The organism is Pseudomonas resinovorans NBRC 106553 (assembly GCF_000412695.1).
Classification (GTDB): domain Bacteria; phylum Pseudomonadota; class Gammaproteobacteria; order Pseudomonadales; family Pseudomonadaceae; genus Metapseudomonas; species Metapseudomonas resinovorans_A.
Genome location: NC_021499.1, coordinates 136537 through 152402, shown reverse-complemented (window position 1 = coordinate 152402; position 15866 = coordinate 136537). Strand labels below are relative to the sequence as shown.

Genomic DNA, 15866 nt, shown 5'->3' with positions numbered 1-15866 from the left:
CATGGCGAACCTACGGTCCGCTTGGCGATTGAAATCGCCCCCACAAGAAGCCTGCTTTGGCACACCTTATCCTTGGCGCGGCAACCCTTCCCGGTACTGGCTCGGGCTCTGCCCGGTCCAGCGCTTGAAGGCACGGCTGAAGCTGCTGGTGTCGGCGAAGCCGAGCAGGTAGGCGATCTCGCTGATGGAGCAGCGCGGGTCGCGCATATGGGCCAGCGCCAGCACCTGGCGGGTATCGCCGAGAAGCTGCTCGTAGCTGCAACCCTCCTCCGCCAGATGCCGCTGCAGGCTGCGCAGGCTGATGTGCAGGGAGTGGGCGATGCGCTCGGCGGAAGGCTCGCCGTTGGGCAGCTGGGCCTCCAGGTAGGCGCGCACCTTGCGCGACCAGGTGGGCTGCTGCAATTGCTCCAGCGTGCGCTTGAGCACTGTCTCGTTGTGTTCGGCCAGCTCCGGATTGGCATCGTCCAGCGGCCGTTCGAAATCCTCCGCCGCGAACTCCAGGAGGTTCTCCTCGGCGCCGAATACCAGGGGCGCGCGGAACACCGCGTGCCAGGGCGCAGGGTCTGCCGGCGGCGGGCGCCGCAGGTACACGGCCAACGGCGCGTAGTCACGGCCGATGCGATTGCGGCAGGTGCGCACATAGATGGCGACGAAGGCATCCACGGCCTCCGGGGCAGGTTCGACGCCGGTGCTGGGCACCCGCAGGCGGAACTGATAGCGCTCGCCCTGGCGGCTGAGCTCCAGCTCCAGGACGTCGCTGACCACCTGGTGGTAACGCACGATGCGCTCGAAGACTTCCCGCAGGCTGGCGCTGGCCACCAGGGCATAGCCCAGGGCATGGAAGGTGGTGGGGCTGACGTAGGTGGAAATCTTCAGGCCCAGGGCCGGATCGCCGCTGGCCGCCACCGCCAGCTGCCACAAGCGGGTAGTGGCCGACAGCGGGTAGCGCGCATTCGGGTCGTCCATCAGCGCCGGGTCCAGGTGCGCCTGGCGGCACAGCGCGGCGCTGTCCAGGCCGAGCGCATCCAGCTGCTTGCGCAGGGCGCGGGTCCAGCTGGCGAGGGTGGTGGGTTCGCTCATGCGCTTTGGCGTATCCGGTCAACAGGTTGGCGTGCAGGGTCGGGCGCGGCGATGGCCGGCGACGGCAAAGTAGGACCATCGACCACAAGAGGATGGAAGCATGTCCACCAAGCCTGCAAGCCCCCGCACGCTGAATGACTCGCAGCGATCGGCGCATATTCGTGAAGTGGTAATGGCCCACGGCAACGCGCTGCGCCAGCGTTACCCGATTCTCAAGCACCAGGACGCCATCGGCGCCGGCATCCTCGCCCTCGCCCTGGCCGGCATGGTCGGTTCCGCCCTGCTCTACCTCGGCGGGCAGATCGCCTGGTGGGCCTGCCTGCTGCTCAATGCCTTCTTCGCCTCGCTGACCCACGAGCTGGAGCACGACCTGATCCACAGCATGTACTTCCGCAAGCGCAAGGTGCCGCACAACCTGATGATGGCGCTGGTCTGGATGGCGCGGCCGAGCACCATCAACCCCTGGGTCCGCCGTCACCTGCACCTCAACCACCACAAGGTCTCGGGCACCGAGACCGACCTGGAAGAGCGCGCCATCACCAACGGCGAACCCTGGGGCCTGGCGCGCCTGCTGATGGTGGGCGACAACGTGATGTCGTCGCTGATTCGCATGCTGCGCGCCAGCAGTTGGGCGCAGAAGCGCAGCATCCTGGCCCGAACCCTGAAGGTCTACGCGCCGCTGGCGCTGCTGAACTGGGGCACCTGGTACGTCTTCCTCGGTTTCCACGCCATCGACGCGCTGGCCTCGGCCTTCGGCGCGCCCATCGCCTGGTCGGCGGGCACCCTGGAGGCGATGCACATCGTCAACATCGCCGTGGTCGTGCTGGTGGGCCCGAACGTGCTGCGCACCTTCTGCCTGCACTTCGTCAGCTCCAACATGCACTACTACGGCGACGTCGAGCCGGGCAACGTGATCCAGCAGACCCAGGTGCTCAACCCCTGGTGGCTGTGGCCGCTGCAGGCCTTCTGCTTCAACTTCGGCAGCACCCATGCGATCCACCACTTCGTGGTCAAGGAGCCCTTCTACATCCGCCAGATGACCGCGCCGGTGGCCCACAAGGTGATGCGCGAGATGGGCGTGCGCTTCAACGATATCGGCACCTTCGCCCGCGCCAACCGCTGGCACCCGAAGGAACGGCCGGCCGAGCAGGGCGAGCGTGAGGTGGCGGCATGAAGACCTGGATCTGCGTGGTCTGCGGCCTGATCTACGACGAAGCCAGGGGCTGGCCCGAGGAGGGCATAGCCGCCGGCACGCCCTGGGCCGACGTGCCGGACGACTGGATCTGCCCGGATTGCGGCGTCGGCAAGGGCGACTTCGATATGCGGGAGATCTGAACAGGGCTTTTCCGTAGGGGTGAATTCATTCGCCAAGGGCAGCCCCGCGGCCCCATTTCGCAGCCTGGTGGCGAACCTACGGTCCGCTTGGCGATTGAAATCGCCCCTACAAACCCCCGGCGCGCTGGAACCTCAGTCCGTAGCCCGGATGAAATCCGGGAACCGGCCTGCACCGCCTCAGAACCGCAGGCTGAGGCGCGCCGTCATCCCGTTGTCCCGGGCATCCTCGGCATAGGTGCCGTTGTAGTAGAGCCCCGCGTAGGCCTGTTCGGTGAGCTGGTAATCCAGCCCCATGTCCAGCCTGAAGGCGTCGTCGGTCAGGGCCACCGAGGCGCCACTCTCGTCCTCCAGCCGGCTGTCGCTCAAGGCATGGCGCCAACCCGAACTGATGCGCGCGGTCAAGCGCCGGCCGGAGGCCAGGTCGATGCGCGTGGTGCCGCGCAGGCCGAAGGTGCTGTAGCCGATCTCGTCGCGCTGGCTGCCCAGGGCGCCGAGGGAATCGCTCTCCAGCCGCACATAGGCCAGCTCGCTGAAGCCCTCGGCGCTGAAGTCGCGGAAATCCAGGGAATAACTGAGCTCGCCGAACACCTGGCCGCTGCCCCCGTCGGCGGCGCGCCTGTCACCGTCATGGCCACTCCAGGCGGCGCCCAGCTTCACGCCGATCTGGTTGTAGATCTTGGTGCCGGCATAGGCGCCCAGGTGCAGGCTGTGGATATCCGCGTCCGCGCCGCGCACCTCCACCGAGGTCGCCGAATAACCGCCCATCCCGCCCACCAGCCAACTGCCCAGCTTGCCCTCGCTGCCCAGCAGCAGTCCGCCGATATCCCGTTCCCGGCGCGGCGCACGTTGGTCGCTGTCGGCCGATCCACGGCTGCCGAAGGCCCGGACCCACGCCGGGGTCTGTCCCTCTTCCAGGGGCGGCTCGCGGAAGGAGAAACGAACCTGCTGGATGCGCTCGGAAGCGGCGTCGCGCAGGAAGTGGCTGTCTTCCAGCAGCACCGCCCGGCTGGACGCGGCCAGGGAATCGGCCAGGGCTGGGGCGCTCAGCAGAACGCAAAAGCCGCCGAAGATGGCGGACGATCGTGGCAGGCCCATGGCGGGCTCCTTCGGACGGCACATGTGGATAACTCTAGCCCCGCCGTCTCAGCGCTCCAGGCGCTCGTCCACCACCCGGCCGAGAAAGGCCCGGCTGGCCTCCAGCACCTCGGCCTGGGTCTCTTCCCGGGCGAGCATCCGCGCCACCACCAGGGCGCCTACACACTGGGAAATCAGCGCCCAGGCCAGCTCGCCGTCTTCGAGGATTTCCGCCCAGGCCCGTTGCAGCTGCAGCATCCAGTGCTCGGCTTCCTCGCGCACCGCAAGATCGGCGCGGGCGATCTCCGCGCCCAGCGCCGGGATCGCGCAGCCGGTGTCGGCATTCTGCAGATGGGCCATGCTCAGGTAGCGCGACAGGCAGCGTTCCAGCTTGTCGCGGCAGAAGCCGTCGCCACGGGCCATCAGGCCGATGGGGCTGGTGGAGAGTTCACGCTGGACGATGGCGGTGAAGAGGTCGTTCTTCGACGGGAAGTGGCTGTAGAAGGCGCCTCCGGTCAGGCCGATGGCCTTCATCAGGCCATCGACGCCGGTACTGGAGAAACCGCCGCGCTTGGCGAGGGCGCCGCTGCTTTCCAGCAGCTTCTGGCGGGTTTCTTCCTTGTGGGTGGTTGAGTAGCGCACGACGACCTCCGGGGACTGGCTTGACGCGCTGGCGAGCATAGCATAACGTCCGTTCAGCTAACGACCGTTCAGCAAAGGTGAACTCCATGGCTAGCGAGACCGAGAACAAGAAAGTCGTACTGGTGATTGGCGCCGGTGACGCCACGGGCGGCGCCATCGCCCGGCGTTTCTCCCGCGAAGGTTATGTGGCCTGCGTGACCCGCCGCAGCGCCGACAAGCTGCACCCCCTGGTGGACGCCATCCGCGCCGAAGGCGGCGAAGCCCACGGCTTCGCCTCCGACGCGCGCAAGGAAGAGGATGTGGCGCAGCTGGTGGAAACCATCGAGCGCGATATCGGCCCGATCGAAGCCTTCGTCTTCAATATCGGCGCCAACGTGCCCTGCAGCATCCTCGACGAGACGCCGCGCAAGTACTTCAAGATCTGGGAAATGGCCTGCTTCTCGGGCTTCCTCACCAGCCAGGCGGTAGCCAGGCGCATGGTCACCCGCCAGCGCGGCACCATCCTCTTCACCGGCGCCACCGCCGGCCTGCGCGGCGCCGCCGGATTCGCCGCCTTCGCCGGGGCCAAGCACGGCATCCGCGCCCTGGCCCAGAGCATGGCGCGGGAGCTCGGCCCCAGGAACATCCACGTCGCCCATGTGGTGGTGGATGGCGCCATCGATACCGACTTCATCCGCGACAGCTTCCCCGAGCGCTATGCGCTGAAGGACCAGGACGGCATCCTCGACCCCGAGCATATCGCCGAGAACTACTGGTACCTGCACAGCCAGCCGCGCGATGCCTGGACCTTCGAGCTGGACCTCCGCCCCTGGATCGAGAAATGGTGAAGTGCCCCAGCCGGCTGCGCGCCGCCCAGGCGGCGTTGGAGGCCTCGCGTGAAATGCTCATTGGCAGAAGCCAACTCCGCTTTCCCACGAGCCCTCCGCCTTGCCTGAACATCGCTCGCTCGGCCGCAATACCTCAGAAAAAAGGAAGAGCACAAGAATGACCAAGACCGTGGAATTCTTCTTCGACCTCGGCAGCCCGGCCAGCTACCTGGCCTGGACCCAGCTGCCGGGTATCTGCGCCCGCCGTGGCGCCGAGCTGCGCTACCGGCCCATGCTGCTCGGCGGCGTGTTCCAGGCTACCGGCAATGCCTCACCGGCGGCGGTGCCGGCCAAGGCGCGGCACACCATGATCGACATGCAGCGCTTCGCCCACCGCTACGGCGTGCCGATGCACTTCAACCCCTTCTTCCCCATCAACACCCTGACCCTGATGCGCGGCGCCATCGGCGTGCAGCTGCGCCAGCCGGAACGCTTCGAGGCCTATCTGGACGCGATGTTCCGCGCCCTCTGGCGGGACAAGCGCAACCTCGGCGACCCCGCCGTGCTGGGGGCCGTCCTGATTGATGCCGGCTTCGACCCGCAGGCGATGCTGGCCCTGGTGGGTGACCAGGAGGTGAAGGACGCCCTCAAGGCGGCCACCGAGGAAGCGGTCAAGCGCGGCGTGTTCGGCGCGCCTACCTGCTTCGTCGGCACGGAGATGTACTTCGGCCAGGATCGCCTGGACTTCGTCGAGGAGGCGCTGGCCTAAGCGCTGGGCGCCAGCTTCGGCAGCGACGCCAGCACCGCGGCGTCGAGGTCGAGCATCCGCGCGGCCTTGTGCTTGGCCAGTTGAGTGGCGTCTTCGCCTTCGGGCAGTTCGGCGACCAGCTTGGCGACGTGCAGGATGAGGGCGTCCCTGGAATAGACGCCGCCGCCCAGCTGGTAGGCGGCGGCGATCAACTGGCGCAGCTCCAGGGGCAGGCGCCAGCGTGTGCGCAGGGCCGAGCCGAATGGCGCCGCGTGTTCGCGCAGCGCATCGTCTACCTGTTCGGCGGTCAGCCCTTCGCCCCCCAGGTCGCGCCAGCTCTGGATACTGCGCAGTACCGCCAGGTCCCCCAGCAGGTGCAACAGGCCGGCCGTGTAGCAACGCTCGCTGTCACCCTCCAGGCACTGCGCCAGCCAGCGGGCGAGATCGGCGGTGCGCTGGGCCTGCCGCCAGATGCGCTCGCCGTGGGGTACCAGCAGCGGGTCGATCAGGCTGACGCTCCGTTGCAGGGTCAGGCCCAGGGCGAGGTTGAGGCTGTGCTGCGGACCCAGCCTGGCCAGCGCCTGGCCCAGGGTCTGGCAGTTGCTGCCCAGATGCTGGGCGGCGCTATTGGCGGCGGCGATCAGTTGGCCGGTCAGTTGCGGGTCCTGGTGGAGCAACGGTTCCAGCTCGGCCAGGTCACGCTTGTGGGCTTCCAGGGCCTGTTCCAGTGCCTCGCGCACGACCTTCAACAGCGGCGCTCCGGCCGATGATTCGCGGGCTTCGGCCAGGTAGGCATCGAGGCTACCCAGGCTTGCCGTGGCCGGTACCTGGCTGGGGACTTCCTCGCCGGGCTCCAGCAGCAGGTTGCGCAAGCGCTGCAGCAGGTCATCGGCGTTGAACGGCTTTGCCAGGTACGCCGTGGGCGCCAGCGGCAGGGCGGCGCGCACGCTGGCGGCATCCACCCGCGCGGTAATGAGGAAAAACGGCACGGGCGGATGACGGCGCTGGCGACGGACTTCGCGCAGCAGTTCCAGGCCACCGATGCCGGGCAGCCCGTAATCGACTATCAGCAGGTCGGGCCAGCCGTTGCGGCAATGTTCGAGGACACTGGCGCTGTCTTGCAGTACCTCGAGCTGGACGTCGCCACGCGCCTTGCGCACCAGCTCGGTGAGCAGCTCGGCGCTCCAGCGATCAGGGTCGGCGATCAGCACTCTGGGTGCCCGTTGAAGTTCAGCCATGGGCGGCGATCCTGTTCCGCTGTAGCTCCCGGAAATGTCCATTTCACCCGTACGACTCAGGTGAGCGTTCCAGCAGACTAGACAATGCCGGGGGCCCTACGCCAGCCCTCTCGGCCTCAGGACAGCAGGCGCGCCGGCAGACGCTCCAGCAACGCCGGGTCCAGGCGCAGCAAGCGTGCGGCGCGTTCTTCCATCAGCGGTTGCAGGGATTCGCCCCGTGGCAGGCGCAGCAGGGCGGCGCAGAGATTCAGCACCAGGGCCTCGCGGGAGAACACGCCGGTACCCAGGCCATGGAAGGCAGCCACCAGCTCGCGCAGGCCGAAGGGCAGTCGCCAGCGGATACGCAGGGCCGAGCCGAAGCCCGCCGAGCGGCGTTGCATGACGTCCTGCAACTCGTCGTTGCCGAGGCTGCCGCCGGCGTCCTGCCAGTCCTGCAGGCTGCGCAGCAGGGCCAGTTCGCCCATGTTGTGGAGCAAGCCGGCGGTGTAGCAGAGCTCGGCATCCAGCTCCAGTTCGCTGGCCAGCCAATAGCCGAGTTCGGCGCTGCGCTGGGCGGACTGCCAGACCAGTTCGGCGAGCTCAGCCAGGCGGGGATCGTGGAGCCGGGCATTGCGCTCCAGGGCCATGCCGAGCACCAGGTTGAGCACCCGGGTCACGCCCAGGCGCTGCATGGCCTGGGCCAGCGTCTGGCAAGGCATGCCCAGGTGTTGGGCGGCGCTATTGGCGGCGGCGATCAGCCGCGCGGTGATCTGCGGGTCACGGGAGAAGATCTCGTCGAGGTCGCGCAGGTCCACCTGCTCCGCCTGCAGGGACTGGTTGACCGCATCGCGCACGTCGTCCAGCAAGGGGGCGCCCTGGCCTTCCTCGCGCACGCTGTCCAGGTATTCCTTCAGGCTGCTCACCAGCAACGCCGGGGTCAGTTGGCCCACGGCGGTGTCGCCGGCCGGCAGCAGGGCGCCGAGGCGCTTGCGCAGCTTGGCCGCATTGAAGGGTTTGCCGAGGTAGGCGGATGGCGCCAAGGGCCGCACGGCACGCACGCTGGCCGCATCCACCCGGCCGCTGATGAGCACGAAGGGCAACGCCGGGGTCCGTGGGTGGCGGCGCAGTTGACGCAGCAGTTCGACGCCGTCGATACCGCCGAGTTCGCCATCGGCGATCACCAGGTCGGGAAGGCGCCGCTTGCAGCGCGCCAGCGCCTCGCGGCCGTCGGCCACCTGCACCACGCGGGCGTCGCCGCGCACGTCCAGCACCAGCTGGGCGAGCAGCTCCGACGTCCAGGGATCAGCCTCGGCGATCAGGATTTCCGGTACCTGGGCGGCCGGCATGGATACCTCGAGTGGTGAATAAGTCGTCCCTGACGAAGCCAATCGAGGCCAGGAAATAGCCGAAGAGTTGGTAGGATTCGTCGCGATACTAGCAAGCGGCCAGTCTAAACCGCGGCTCGGGGCGGTGGGTAGTGGGGGTAGACCAAAGTCGCCGCGATGGCCGTGCCGCAGGCAAAAAAAGACCCGCCGAAGCGGGTCTCCTTTCACTACCTGGGGAATCAGGCCAGTTCGTCGAAGCACTCGGCGACAATGGCGATGCCCTTGTCCAGTTGCGCGTCGGGAATGGTGACCGGCATCAGGAAGCGGATGACGTTGTAGTAGGTACCGCAAGACAGCAGGATCAGGCCCTTCTCGCGTGCCTTGGCAACGATCTTGCCAACCAGTTCGGCGGCCGGCTTGCTTTCGTCGCCGCCTTCGAACAGCTCGATGGCGATCATCGAACCCAGGCCACGGACGTCACCGATGACCTTGTGCTTGGCCTGGATTTCACGCAGGCCGGCCTTCAGGCGTTCGCCCACGGCTTGGCTGCGCTCCAGCAGTTTCTCTTCGTCGAACACTTTCAGCACGGCCAGGGCCGCGGCGCAGGCGATCGGGCTGCCGGCATAGGTGCCGCCCAGGCCGCCGGGAGCGATGCTGTCCATGATTTCGGCCTTGCCGACGACGCCCGAAATCGGGAAGCCGCCGCCAACGGACTTGGCGAAGGTGGTCAGGTCAGGCACTACGCCCAGCTGCTCGGTGGCGAAGAAGGTGCCGGTACGGCCAGCGCCGGTCTGTACTTCGTCGGCGATCAGCAGGATGCCGTGCTGGTCGCACAGGGCGCGCAGGCGCTGCATGAAGGCCTTGGAGTTGACGTAGAAGCCACCCTCGCCCTGAACCGGCTCGATGATGATGGCCGCGATGTCCTGGGGCTGGGCATCGTTCTTGAAGATGCGCTCGATGCTGGCGATGGACTCGTCTTCGCTCACGCCGTGCAGTTCACACGGAGCCACGGCGCGGTACACGCCTGCGGGCATCAGGCCCATGCCGGCGGAGTACGGAACGACCTTGCCGGTCAGGGACAGGGTCATCATGGTGCGGCCGTGGTAGGCGCCGGTGAAGGCGATCACGCCGGCGCGGCCGGTGGCGGCACGGGCGATCTTCACGGCGTTCTCAACGGCTTCGGAGCCGGAGGTCACCAGCAGGGTCTTCTTGGCGAAGTCACCCGGTACGCGCTTGGCGATCTCTTCGCAGAGCTCGATGTAGGGCTCGTACGCCAGCACCTGGAAGCAGGTGTGGGTCAGCTTGGTCAGCTGCTCTTGTACGGCAGCGACCACTTTCGGGTGCAGGTGGCCGGTGTTCAGTACGGCGATGCCGCCGGCGAAGTCGATGTACTCGCGACCGTCGACGTCCCAGACGGTGGCGTTTTCGGCGCGCTCGGCGACGATCGGGTGGATCTGGCTGACACCGCGGGCGACAGCGGCGGCACGGCGTTTCAGCAGGGTTTCGTTCTTGCTCATAAGTTCCTCACGGCCGCTCATCGGGCGGCGCAGCTTCAAGGATGAATGCCCCCGGTATAGGCCAGCGCAGCATTCGATGATCGACTGCGCGGGCTTGCCGGAGGCCCATTTGCTTTTTGGGTGGAGCTGGGGCGCCGCGCGCTCTTTCGCGCCTTGCCCCGTCTTTGAATCAGATACCGCCGAGGCAGAGATACTTGATCTCCAGGTAGTCCTCGATGCCGTATTTGGAACCTTCGCGACCCAGGCCCGAGGCCTTGATGCCGCCGAAGGGCGCCACTTCGTTGGAGATCAGGCCGGTGTTGATGCCCACCATGCCGTACTCCAGCGCCTCGGCCACGCGGAACACGCGGCCCAGGTCACGGGCGTAGAAGTAGGAAGCCAGGCCGAACTCGGTGTCGTTGGACATGGCGATGACTTCGGCCTCGTCCTTGAAGCGGAACAGCGGGGCCAGGGGACCGAAGGTCTCTTCCTTGGCCACGGCCGCGTCCTTCGGTACGTCGACCAGGATGGTCGGCTCGAAGAAGGTGCCGCCCAGGGCGTGGGGCTTGCCGCCGGAGAGGACCTTGGCGCCTTTGGAAACGGCGTCCTGGATGTGCTCCTGGACCTTGGCCACGGCCTTCTCGTCGATCAGCGGGCCGGTGGTGGTGCCGTCTTCCAGACCGTTGCCGATCTTCAGCTTGGCCACGGCGGCGCTCAGTTTCTCGGCGAAGGCGTCGTAAATGCCGTCCTGTACGTACAGGCGGTTGGCGCAGACGCAGGTCTGGCCGTTGTTGCGGTACTTGGAGATCAGCGCGCCTTCGACGGCGGCGTCCAGGTCAGCGTCATCGAAGACGATGAAGGGCGCGTTGCCACCCAGCTCCAGGGACACTTTCTTGATGTCCTTGGCGCATTCGGCCATCAGTTGGCGGCCGATTTCGGTGGAACCGGTGAAGGACAGCTTGCGCACGATGGGGTTGCTGGTCAGCTCGCCACCCACCTCGCCGGCGCTGCCGGTGACCACGCTCAGCACGCCTTTCGGGATGCCGGCACGCTCGGCCAGTGCGACCAGGGCCAGGGCGGAGTACGGAGTCTGGGACGCGGGCTTGATCACCATGGTGCAGCCGGCGGCCAGGGCCGGGCCGGCCTTGCGGGTGATCATCGCGGCGGGGAAGTTCCAGGGGGTGATGGCGGCGGTCACACCGATGGGCTGCTTGATCACGATCAGGCGCTTGTCGGGCTGGTGGCCGGGGATCACGTCGCCATAGATGCGCTTGGCTTCTTCGGCGAACCACTCGATGAAGGAAGCGGCGTAGGCGATCTCGCCCTTGGCTTCGGCCAGCGGCTTGCCTTGCTCGATGGTCATCAGGCGACCCAGGTCGTCCTGGTTTTCCATCAGCAGTTCGAACCAGCGACGCAGTTTGTTGGCGCGTTCCTTGGCGGTCAGCGCACGCCAGGCCGGCAGAGCACGCTCGGCGGCCTCGATGGCGCGGCGGGTCTCGGCGCTGCCCATCTTCGGCACGGTGCCGATGATTTCGCCAGTGGCCGGGTTGTTGACCTTGATGGTCTGGCCGCTGTCGGCGTCCAGCCAGGTGCCGTCGATATAGGCTTGCTGGCGGAACAGCGTGGCGTCTTTCAATTGCATCTCTGTCTCCTTCACACCGACGCTGCACGGGCACCGGGGCAAGTGGTTGTTCTTCGGCCAATGGCGAATCGGCCAGGACGGAGTCGATTGGAACGGCCCGGCTTATCGAGCGCCGTGGGGGCGTTTGAAATCTCAAACGGAATCCTAGGGCGCTGAAAACCTAAGGGCAATAGCCCGTTCGATAAAATCAACAAAAAGTCGGTGCTGTCTGTCGAAATCCTGATCAAAGATGACCAAATGCAGGACCATCGTTCAACATTGCGAACAAGGCAACTCGCGTGGACGCACGGGCCCGAGATGGGTATCATGGCGCCCCCATACGCATCCGTAGCTCAGCTGGATAGAGTACTGCCCTCCGAAGGCAGGGGTCGTGGGTTCGAATCCCGCCGGATGCGCCAGATAAGACAAGGCCCCAGGAGAAATCCTGGGGCCTTTGTCTTTTGCGGCGGTGAATGCCGCCAGCACACGACACATCCGCAAAAACATTCCCCCGACGACGACGGCGCGCCGTTGCCACACTGGGCGCTTTCATCACCGTACCGGGGGAACGCTCATGATCCGCTTTGCCACCGCCGCCTTGCTCGGGGGCCTGGCCCTCACCGCCCAGGCCGCCACGCCCAGCTACGGCCCGCAGCTGGAGGGCTTCGCCTATCCCTATCCGCAGCAGCGCTTCGCCTTCGAGTCCCAGGGCCAGTCGCTGTCCATGGGCTACATGGATGTCGCGCCCAAGGGCCAGGCCAATGGCCGCACGGCGGTGCTGCTGCACGGCAAGAATTTCTGCGGTGCTACCTGGGAGCGGACCATCCAGGTGCTGAGCGAGGCCGGCTACCGGGTGATCGCGCCGGACCAGATCGGCTTCTGCTCATCCAGCAAACCCAAGGGCTACCAGTTCAGTTTCAACCAGCTGGCGCAGAACACCCACGCACTGTTGCAGGAGAACAAGGCGGGCAAGGTAGTGCTGGTCGGCCACTCCATGGGCGGCATGCTCGCCACTCGCTACGCCCTTGCTTATCCACAGGACGTGGAGCGCCTGGTGCTGGTCAACCCCATCGGCCTTGAGGACTGGCAGGCCAAGGGCGTGCCCTACGCCAGCATCGACCAGCTCTACCAGGGCGAGCTGAAGACCAGCGCCGAGGGGATCAAGAACTACCAGCTGCGCTTCTACTACAACGGCCAGTGGAAGCCGGAGTACGACCGCTGGGTGAACATGCTCGCCGGGCAGTACAACGGCCCGGGCAAGGAGGCGGTCGCCTGGAACCAGGCGCAGACCTCGGACATGGTCTTCACCCAGCCGGTGGTCCATGAGTTCGAGCGTCTCAAGGTGCCGACCCTGCTGCTGATCGGCGGCCTGGATCGCACCGCCCCCGGTGCCAACCGCGCACCGGCGGAACTGGCGAAAACCCTCGGCGACTACCCGACCCTCGGCCGCGACGCCGCCAAGTGCATTCCCCAGGCGCGCCTGGTGGAATTCGCCGACCTCGGCCACTCGCCCCAGGTGGAAGCGCCGGAGCGCTTCCACGAGACTCTGCTGAAGGAGCTGGGCAAGGCCCTGTGACCACCCGCGCGCCCACAGCCCGGGCGCGCCATCCATCCGCTGCTTCGAACAAAGGTGTCCGCTGCCTTACACTCTGCGGACATCCGACGCCCCGATTTGCGGGGCCTACAACTACAAGCAACGGATCCCTGTCATGAGTCAGCCCCCTGCCGCGCCTTCGCCTGGCCTCCCGGCCAGCGCTCGCACCTCCTATGAAGGCGGCAGCCGCTCCCTGAACCTGCCTTTCGCCGATCGCCTGCCCTTCAGTGGCGGCCAGTCGTTCGTTTCCGACGATGTCGACATGGCCCAGGGTCTCTTGTGCAACCAGCTGGAGGAACGCCGGGTAGACCCGGCCGGCGCAGCGGGACGTTTCGATATCCGCTTCCACTGGCAATCGCTGTCGCAACTGAAACTCTACGGCGCCCAATGGGGCGTACAGGGTGTGCGGGTGCGCTCCAGCCCCCTGCGCAGCTGGCATGGAATCCTGCCCCTGCGCGGCGCCCTCAGCCAGGCGGGGCAGCACCGGGTGGCCGGCAGCGGTGAGCTGATGCTGTTCAGCCCCGGCCAGGAAGTGGATGTGGTCTGGCATGCCGGCAGCCGCGCGGTGGTGTTCGCCCTGCAGGCATCGCTGGTGGACGACCACCTGCGGCGCTACCACGACCTGGAGGCGCCCTCGTCCGCGCCACGGGTGCGCGTGGTCGAGCGCCAGCATCCGGGGTTGGCCAGCCTGGTCAACCTGCTGCGCCTGGTGGATGGCGAGTCGGCCAATGGATCGTCGGCGCTGCTATCGCCGTTCGGCCAGGAACATCTGCAGCACCTGTTCTGCGAGGGCCTGCTGGACCTGCTCCCGCTACCCGGGATACAGGAGCGGGCGCTGATGCCGGGCAGCGTGAAACGCGCGGTGGACTACATCCACGCCCACCTGCGGGGGCGCATCGACATGGCGGCACTGGTGACGGTCAGCGGCGCCAGCCGGCGCAGCCTCGAGCAGGCCTTCCGCAACAGCCTGGGCACCAGCCCGGCCCGCTACATCATGAGCCGGCGCCTGCTGGCGATACGCGAACGGCTGCTGCGCGGCGACACGGATGCACAGTCGCTGGCCGAACTGGCCTTCCACTGGGGCTTCAGCCAGCCCAGCCACTTCACCGCCGCCTACCGCCAGGCCTTCGGCGAAAGCCCCTCGCAGACCCTGGCGCGCCGTGTGACGGTAAGCACCTGACGCGGCCGGCCGCCCTAGAAGGCGGCCGGCGCGCGGATCATTTGAAGCAGAACTCGTAGAGGCAGGTCTCGAAGCCGTACTTGATGTGGAATTCACCATCGAGCACGTTGTTGCGCTGGGCGTAGGCCTGCCAGTCACGGCCGAGCTCGGCCAGCTTGGCGGGCTCTGCGGCGGCCAGGTCGCGGCTTTCCGCCGGGTCCTCGGCCAGGTTGTAGAGCTGCCAGGCCGCTGTGCCGTACGGCGGCCCCATCCACACCATCTTCCAGTCGCCCTTGCGCAGCGCCTTGCGGCCGAACAGCTCCCAGCCGACCGCGCGCTCGGGCAGGTCGCCGCCGCGCAGCGCCGGCACCATGGACACGCCCTGCATGGGCTGCACTTCACGGCCACGGAAACGCGCACCCGGTGCGCTGACGCCGGTGACGTCGAGGATGGTCGGCATGAGGTCCATGACATGGGTGAAGGCGTGGCTGACGTGGCCGCCCTCCTTGATCAGGGCAGGGTATTTGACGATCAGCGGCGCGGTGATGCCGCCCTGGCGGGTGAAGCCCTTGAAGTAGGGGAACGGCGTGGCGCTGACCTGCGCCCATTGCGCGCCGTAGTCGGTGTAGGAGCCCTTGCGGCCGATGTTCTCGTAGCTGTTGTCGAAGTCCTTGGCGAACCACTCGCGGTTGCCGGGCAGGTCCACCGGGCTGTTGCCGTCCGCGCCGTTGTCGGAGAGGAAGACGATCATGGTGTTGTCCAGCTCGCCGTTGCGGCGCAGGTAGTCGAGCAGGCGGCCGATGTGGAAGTCCATGTTGTCCACCATGCCGGCGTAAACCTCCATGCCGCGCGCCTCGCGCTTGCGTTGCTCGTCGCTCAGCTGCGACCAGTTCGGCAGGCGGCCGGCCATGGGCGTGGTGGCGGTGGTGCCCTTGGGCACTATGCCCTGCTCGGCCATCTTTTCCAGGCGCGCCTGGCGCACCGGCTCGTAGCCCTGGTCGTAGCGGCCACGGTACTTGTCCAGCCACGGCTGCGGCGCGTGCAGCGGCCAGTGGGGCGCGGTGTAGGACAGCAGGGCGAGGAAGGGCTTGCCGCTCTTGCGGTCGGTCTCGATGTAGTCGATCAGCTTGTCGGTGTAGAAGGCGCTGGAGTAGAAGCCCTTGGGCACCTCGACCTGCTTGCCGTCCTCGCGGTAGATCGCCTTGGGATCGACGCTGATGATCGCCTTCTGGTCATCGAAGTGGCTGGCGCCACCCTGCACCAGGATGAAGGAGCGGTCGAAGCCACGCGCCTTGGGGCTCAGCTCCTCGGTGCGGCCCAGGTGCCACTTGCCGGTGGTGTAGGTGTTGTAGCCGGCGTCGTGCATGACCTCCGCCAGGCTGGCCACGCGCTGGTTGAGGTATCCCTCGTAGCCCGGCTTGCCCTTCTGGAAGTCCTGCATCAGCTCACCCATGTTGCCCAGGCCCGCCTGGTGGTTGTCGGTGCCCGACAGCAGCATTGAACGGGTCGGCGAGCAGGTGGGCGCCGTGTGGAAGTTGGTCAGGCGCAGGCCTCTGGCGGCCAGTTGGTCGATGTTCGGGGTCTCGATTTCGCCACCGAAGCTGCCGATGTCGCTGTAGCCCAGGTCGTCGGCCAGGATGATGAGCACATTGGGCTTGTCCGCCGCCTGGCTACCCAGGCTGAAGGCGCCGCTGGCCAGCAAGGCCAGGCTGAATCTTCTCAGGTTCATGGGGTGATCCCTCGTGATGATGGTGATGGGCAGGCGTCGC

General features: G+C 67.0%; 14 protein-coding genes and 1 tRNA gene. 7 read left to right on the top strand and 8 right to left on the bottom strand.

The features are described from left to right. Positions 1-66 precede the first annotated feature (66 nt). Positions 67-1080 (bottom strand): AraC family transcriptional regulator, encoded by a 1014-nt coding sequence (locus PCA10_RS00695; protein WP_016490078.1) that lies wholly within the window; start codon positions 1078-1080, stop codon positions 67-69. A 100-nt stretch (positions 1081-1180) separates the two neighbouring features. Here PCA10_RS00695 and PCA10_RS00690 point away from each other — a divergent pair, with 100 nt between their 5' ends. Further along, the gene (locus tag PCA10_RS00690) at positions 1181-2254 is read left to right on the top strand and encodes a fatty acid desaturase (protein WP_016490077.1); all 1074 of its coding nucleotides are present in this window, start codon (positions 1181-1183) and stop codon (positions 2252-2254) included. Then, a complete protein-coding gene (locus tag PCA10_RS00685; RefSeq protein ID WP_016490076.1) occupies positions 2251-2415 on the top strand; it encodes a rubredoxin in 165 nt (54 codons plus the stop codon). Before PCA10_RS00690 ends, PCA10_RS00685 begins: the two co-directional genes overlap by 4 nt. A gap of 177 nt (positions 2416-2592) precedes the next feature. Here the strand turns inward: PCA10_RS00685 and PCA10_RS00680 are convergent, their stop codons facing one another. Together PCA10_RS00680 and PCA10_RS00675 are read right to left on the bottom strand one after the other, a co-directional pair. Then, positions 2593-3510, bottom strand: a complete 918-nt coding sequence (locus PCA10_RS00680) for an autotransporter outer membrane beta-barrel domain-containing protein (protein WP_016490075.1) — start codon at positions 3508-3510, stop codon at positions 2593-2595. Positions 3511-3558: 48 nt separating this feature from the next. Then, positions 3559-4131 carry a TetR/AcrR family transcriptional regulator gene (locus tag PCA10_RS00675; RefSeq protein WP_016490074.1) on the bottom strand — a complete coding sequence of 191 codons (573 nt, stop codon included), beginning with the start codon at positions 4129-4131 and terminating at the stop codon, positions 3559-3561. A gap of 86 nt (positions 4132-4217) precedes the next feature. Here PCA10_RS00675 and PCA10_RS00670 point away from each other — a divergent pair, with 86 nt between their 5' ends. Both PCA10_RS00670 and PCA10_RS00665 read left to right on the top strand, forming a co-directional pair. Beyond that, positions 4218-4958 carry an SDR family oxidoreductase gene (locus tag PCA10_RS00670; RefSeq protein WP_016490073.1) on the top strand — a complete coding sequence of 247 codons (741 nt, stop codon included), beginning with the start codon at positions 4218-4220 and terminating at the stop codon, positions 4956-4958. Between the two features lie 157 nt (positions 4959-5115). Next, positions 5116-5706 carry a 2-hydroxychromene-2-carboxylate isomerase gene (locus tag PCA10_RS00665; RefSeq protein ID WP_016490072.1) on the top strand — a complete coding sequence of 197 codons (591 nt, stop codon included), beginning with the start codon at positions 5116-5118 and terminating at the stop codon, positions 5704-5706. On the opposite strand, the gene PCA10_RS00660 is transcribed toward PCA10_RS00665, so the two are convergent. The 4 genes from PCA10_RS00660 to gabD all read right to left on the bottom strand — a co-directional run bounded on the left by PCA10_RS00660 (position 5703) and on the right by gabD (position 11365). Further along, positions 5703-6923, bottom strand: coding sequence for an HDOD domain-containing protein (locus PCA10_RS00660; RefSeq protein ID WP_041770075.1), 1221 nt, complete (start codon positions 6921-6923; stop codon positions 5703-5705). The genes PCA10_RS00665 and PCA10_RS00660 overlap by 4 nt on opposite strands. A 116-nt stretch (positions 6924-7039) precedes the next feature. Continuing rightward, positions 7040-8248 (bottom strand): HDOD domain-containing protein, encoded by a 1209-nt coding sequence (locus PCA10_RS00655; RefSeq protein ID WP_016490070.1) that lies wholly within the window; start codon positions 8246-8248, stop codon positions 7040-7042. 218 nt (positions 8249-8466) lie between these two features. Then, on the bottom strand, positions 8467-9744 hold the full coding sequence (gene gabT / locus PCA10_RS00650) for a 4-aminobutyrate--2-oxoglutarate transaminase (protein ID WP_016490069.1): 1278 nt from the start codon (positions 9742-9744) through the stop codon (positions 8467-8469). A gap of 169 nt (positions 9745-9913) precedes the next feature. Next, positions 9914-11365 (bottom strand): NADP-dependent succinate-semialdehyde dehydrogenase, encoded by a 1452-nt coding sequence (gene gabD, locus PCA10_RS00645; protein WP_016490068.1) that lies wholly within the window; start codon positions 11363-11365, stop codon positions 9914-9916. Positions 11366-11686: 321 nt separating this feature from the next. On the opposite strand from gabD, the gene PCA10_RS00640 reads away from it, so the two are divergent. The 3 genes from PCA10_RS00640 to PCA10_RS00630 all read left to right on the top strand — a co-directional run bounded on the left by PCA10_RS00640 (position 11687) and on the right by PCA10_RS00630 (position 14118). Further along, positions 11687-11763: transfer RNA gene (locus tag PCA10_RS00640), tRNA-Arg, on the top strand. A 155-nt stretch (positions 11764-11918) separates the two neighbouring features. Continuing rightward, on the top strand, positions 11919-12920 hold the full coding sequence (locus PCA10_RS00635; protein WP_016490067.1) for an alpha/beta fold hydrolase: 1002 nt from the start codon (positions 11919-11921) through the stop codon (positions 12918-12920). A 133-nt stretch (positions 12921-13053) separates the two neighbouring features. Further along, positions 13054-14118: an AraC family transcriptional regulator gene (locus PCA10_RS00630; RefSeq protein WP_016490066.1), complete on the top strand. Its 1065-nt coding sequence runs from the start codon at positions 13054-13056 to the stop codon at positions 14116-14118. A gap of 37 nt (positions 14119-14155) precedes the next feature. Here the strand turns inward: PCA10_RS00630 and PCA10_RS00625 are convergent, their stop codons facing one another. Further along, a complete protein-coding gene (locus PCA10_RS00625; protein ID WP_016490065.1) occupies positions 14156-15826 on the bottom strand; it encodes an arylsulfatase in 1671 nt (556 codons plus the stop codon). Positions 15827-15866: the final 40 nt, after the last annotated feature.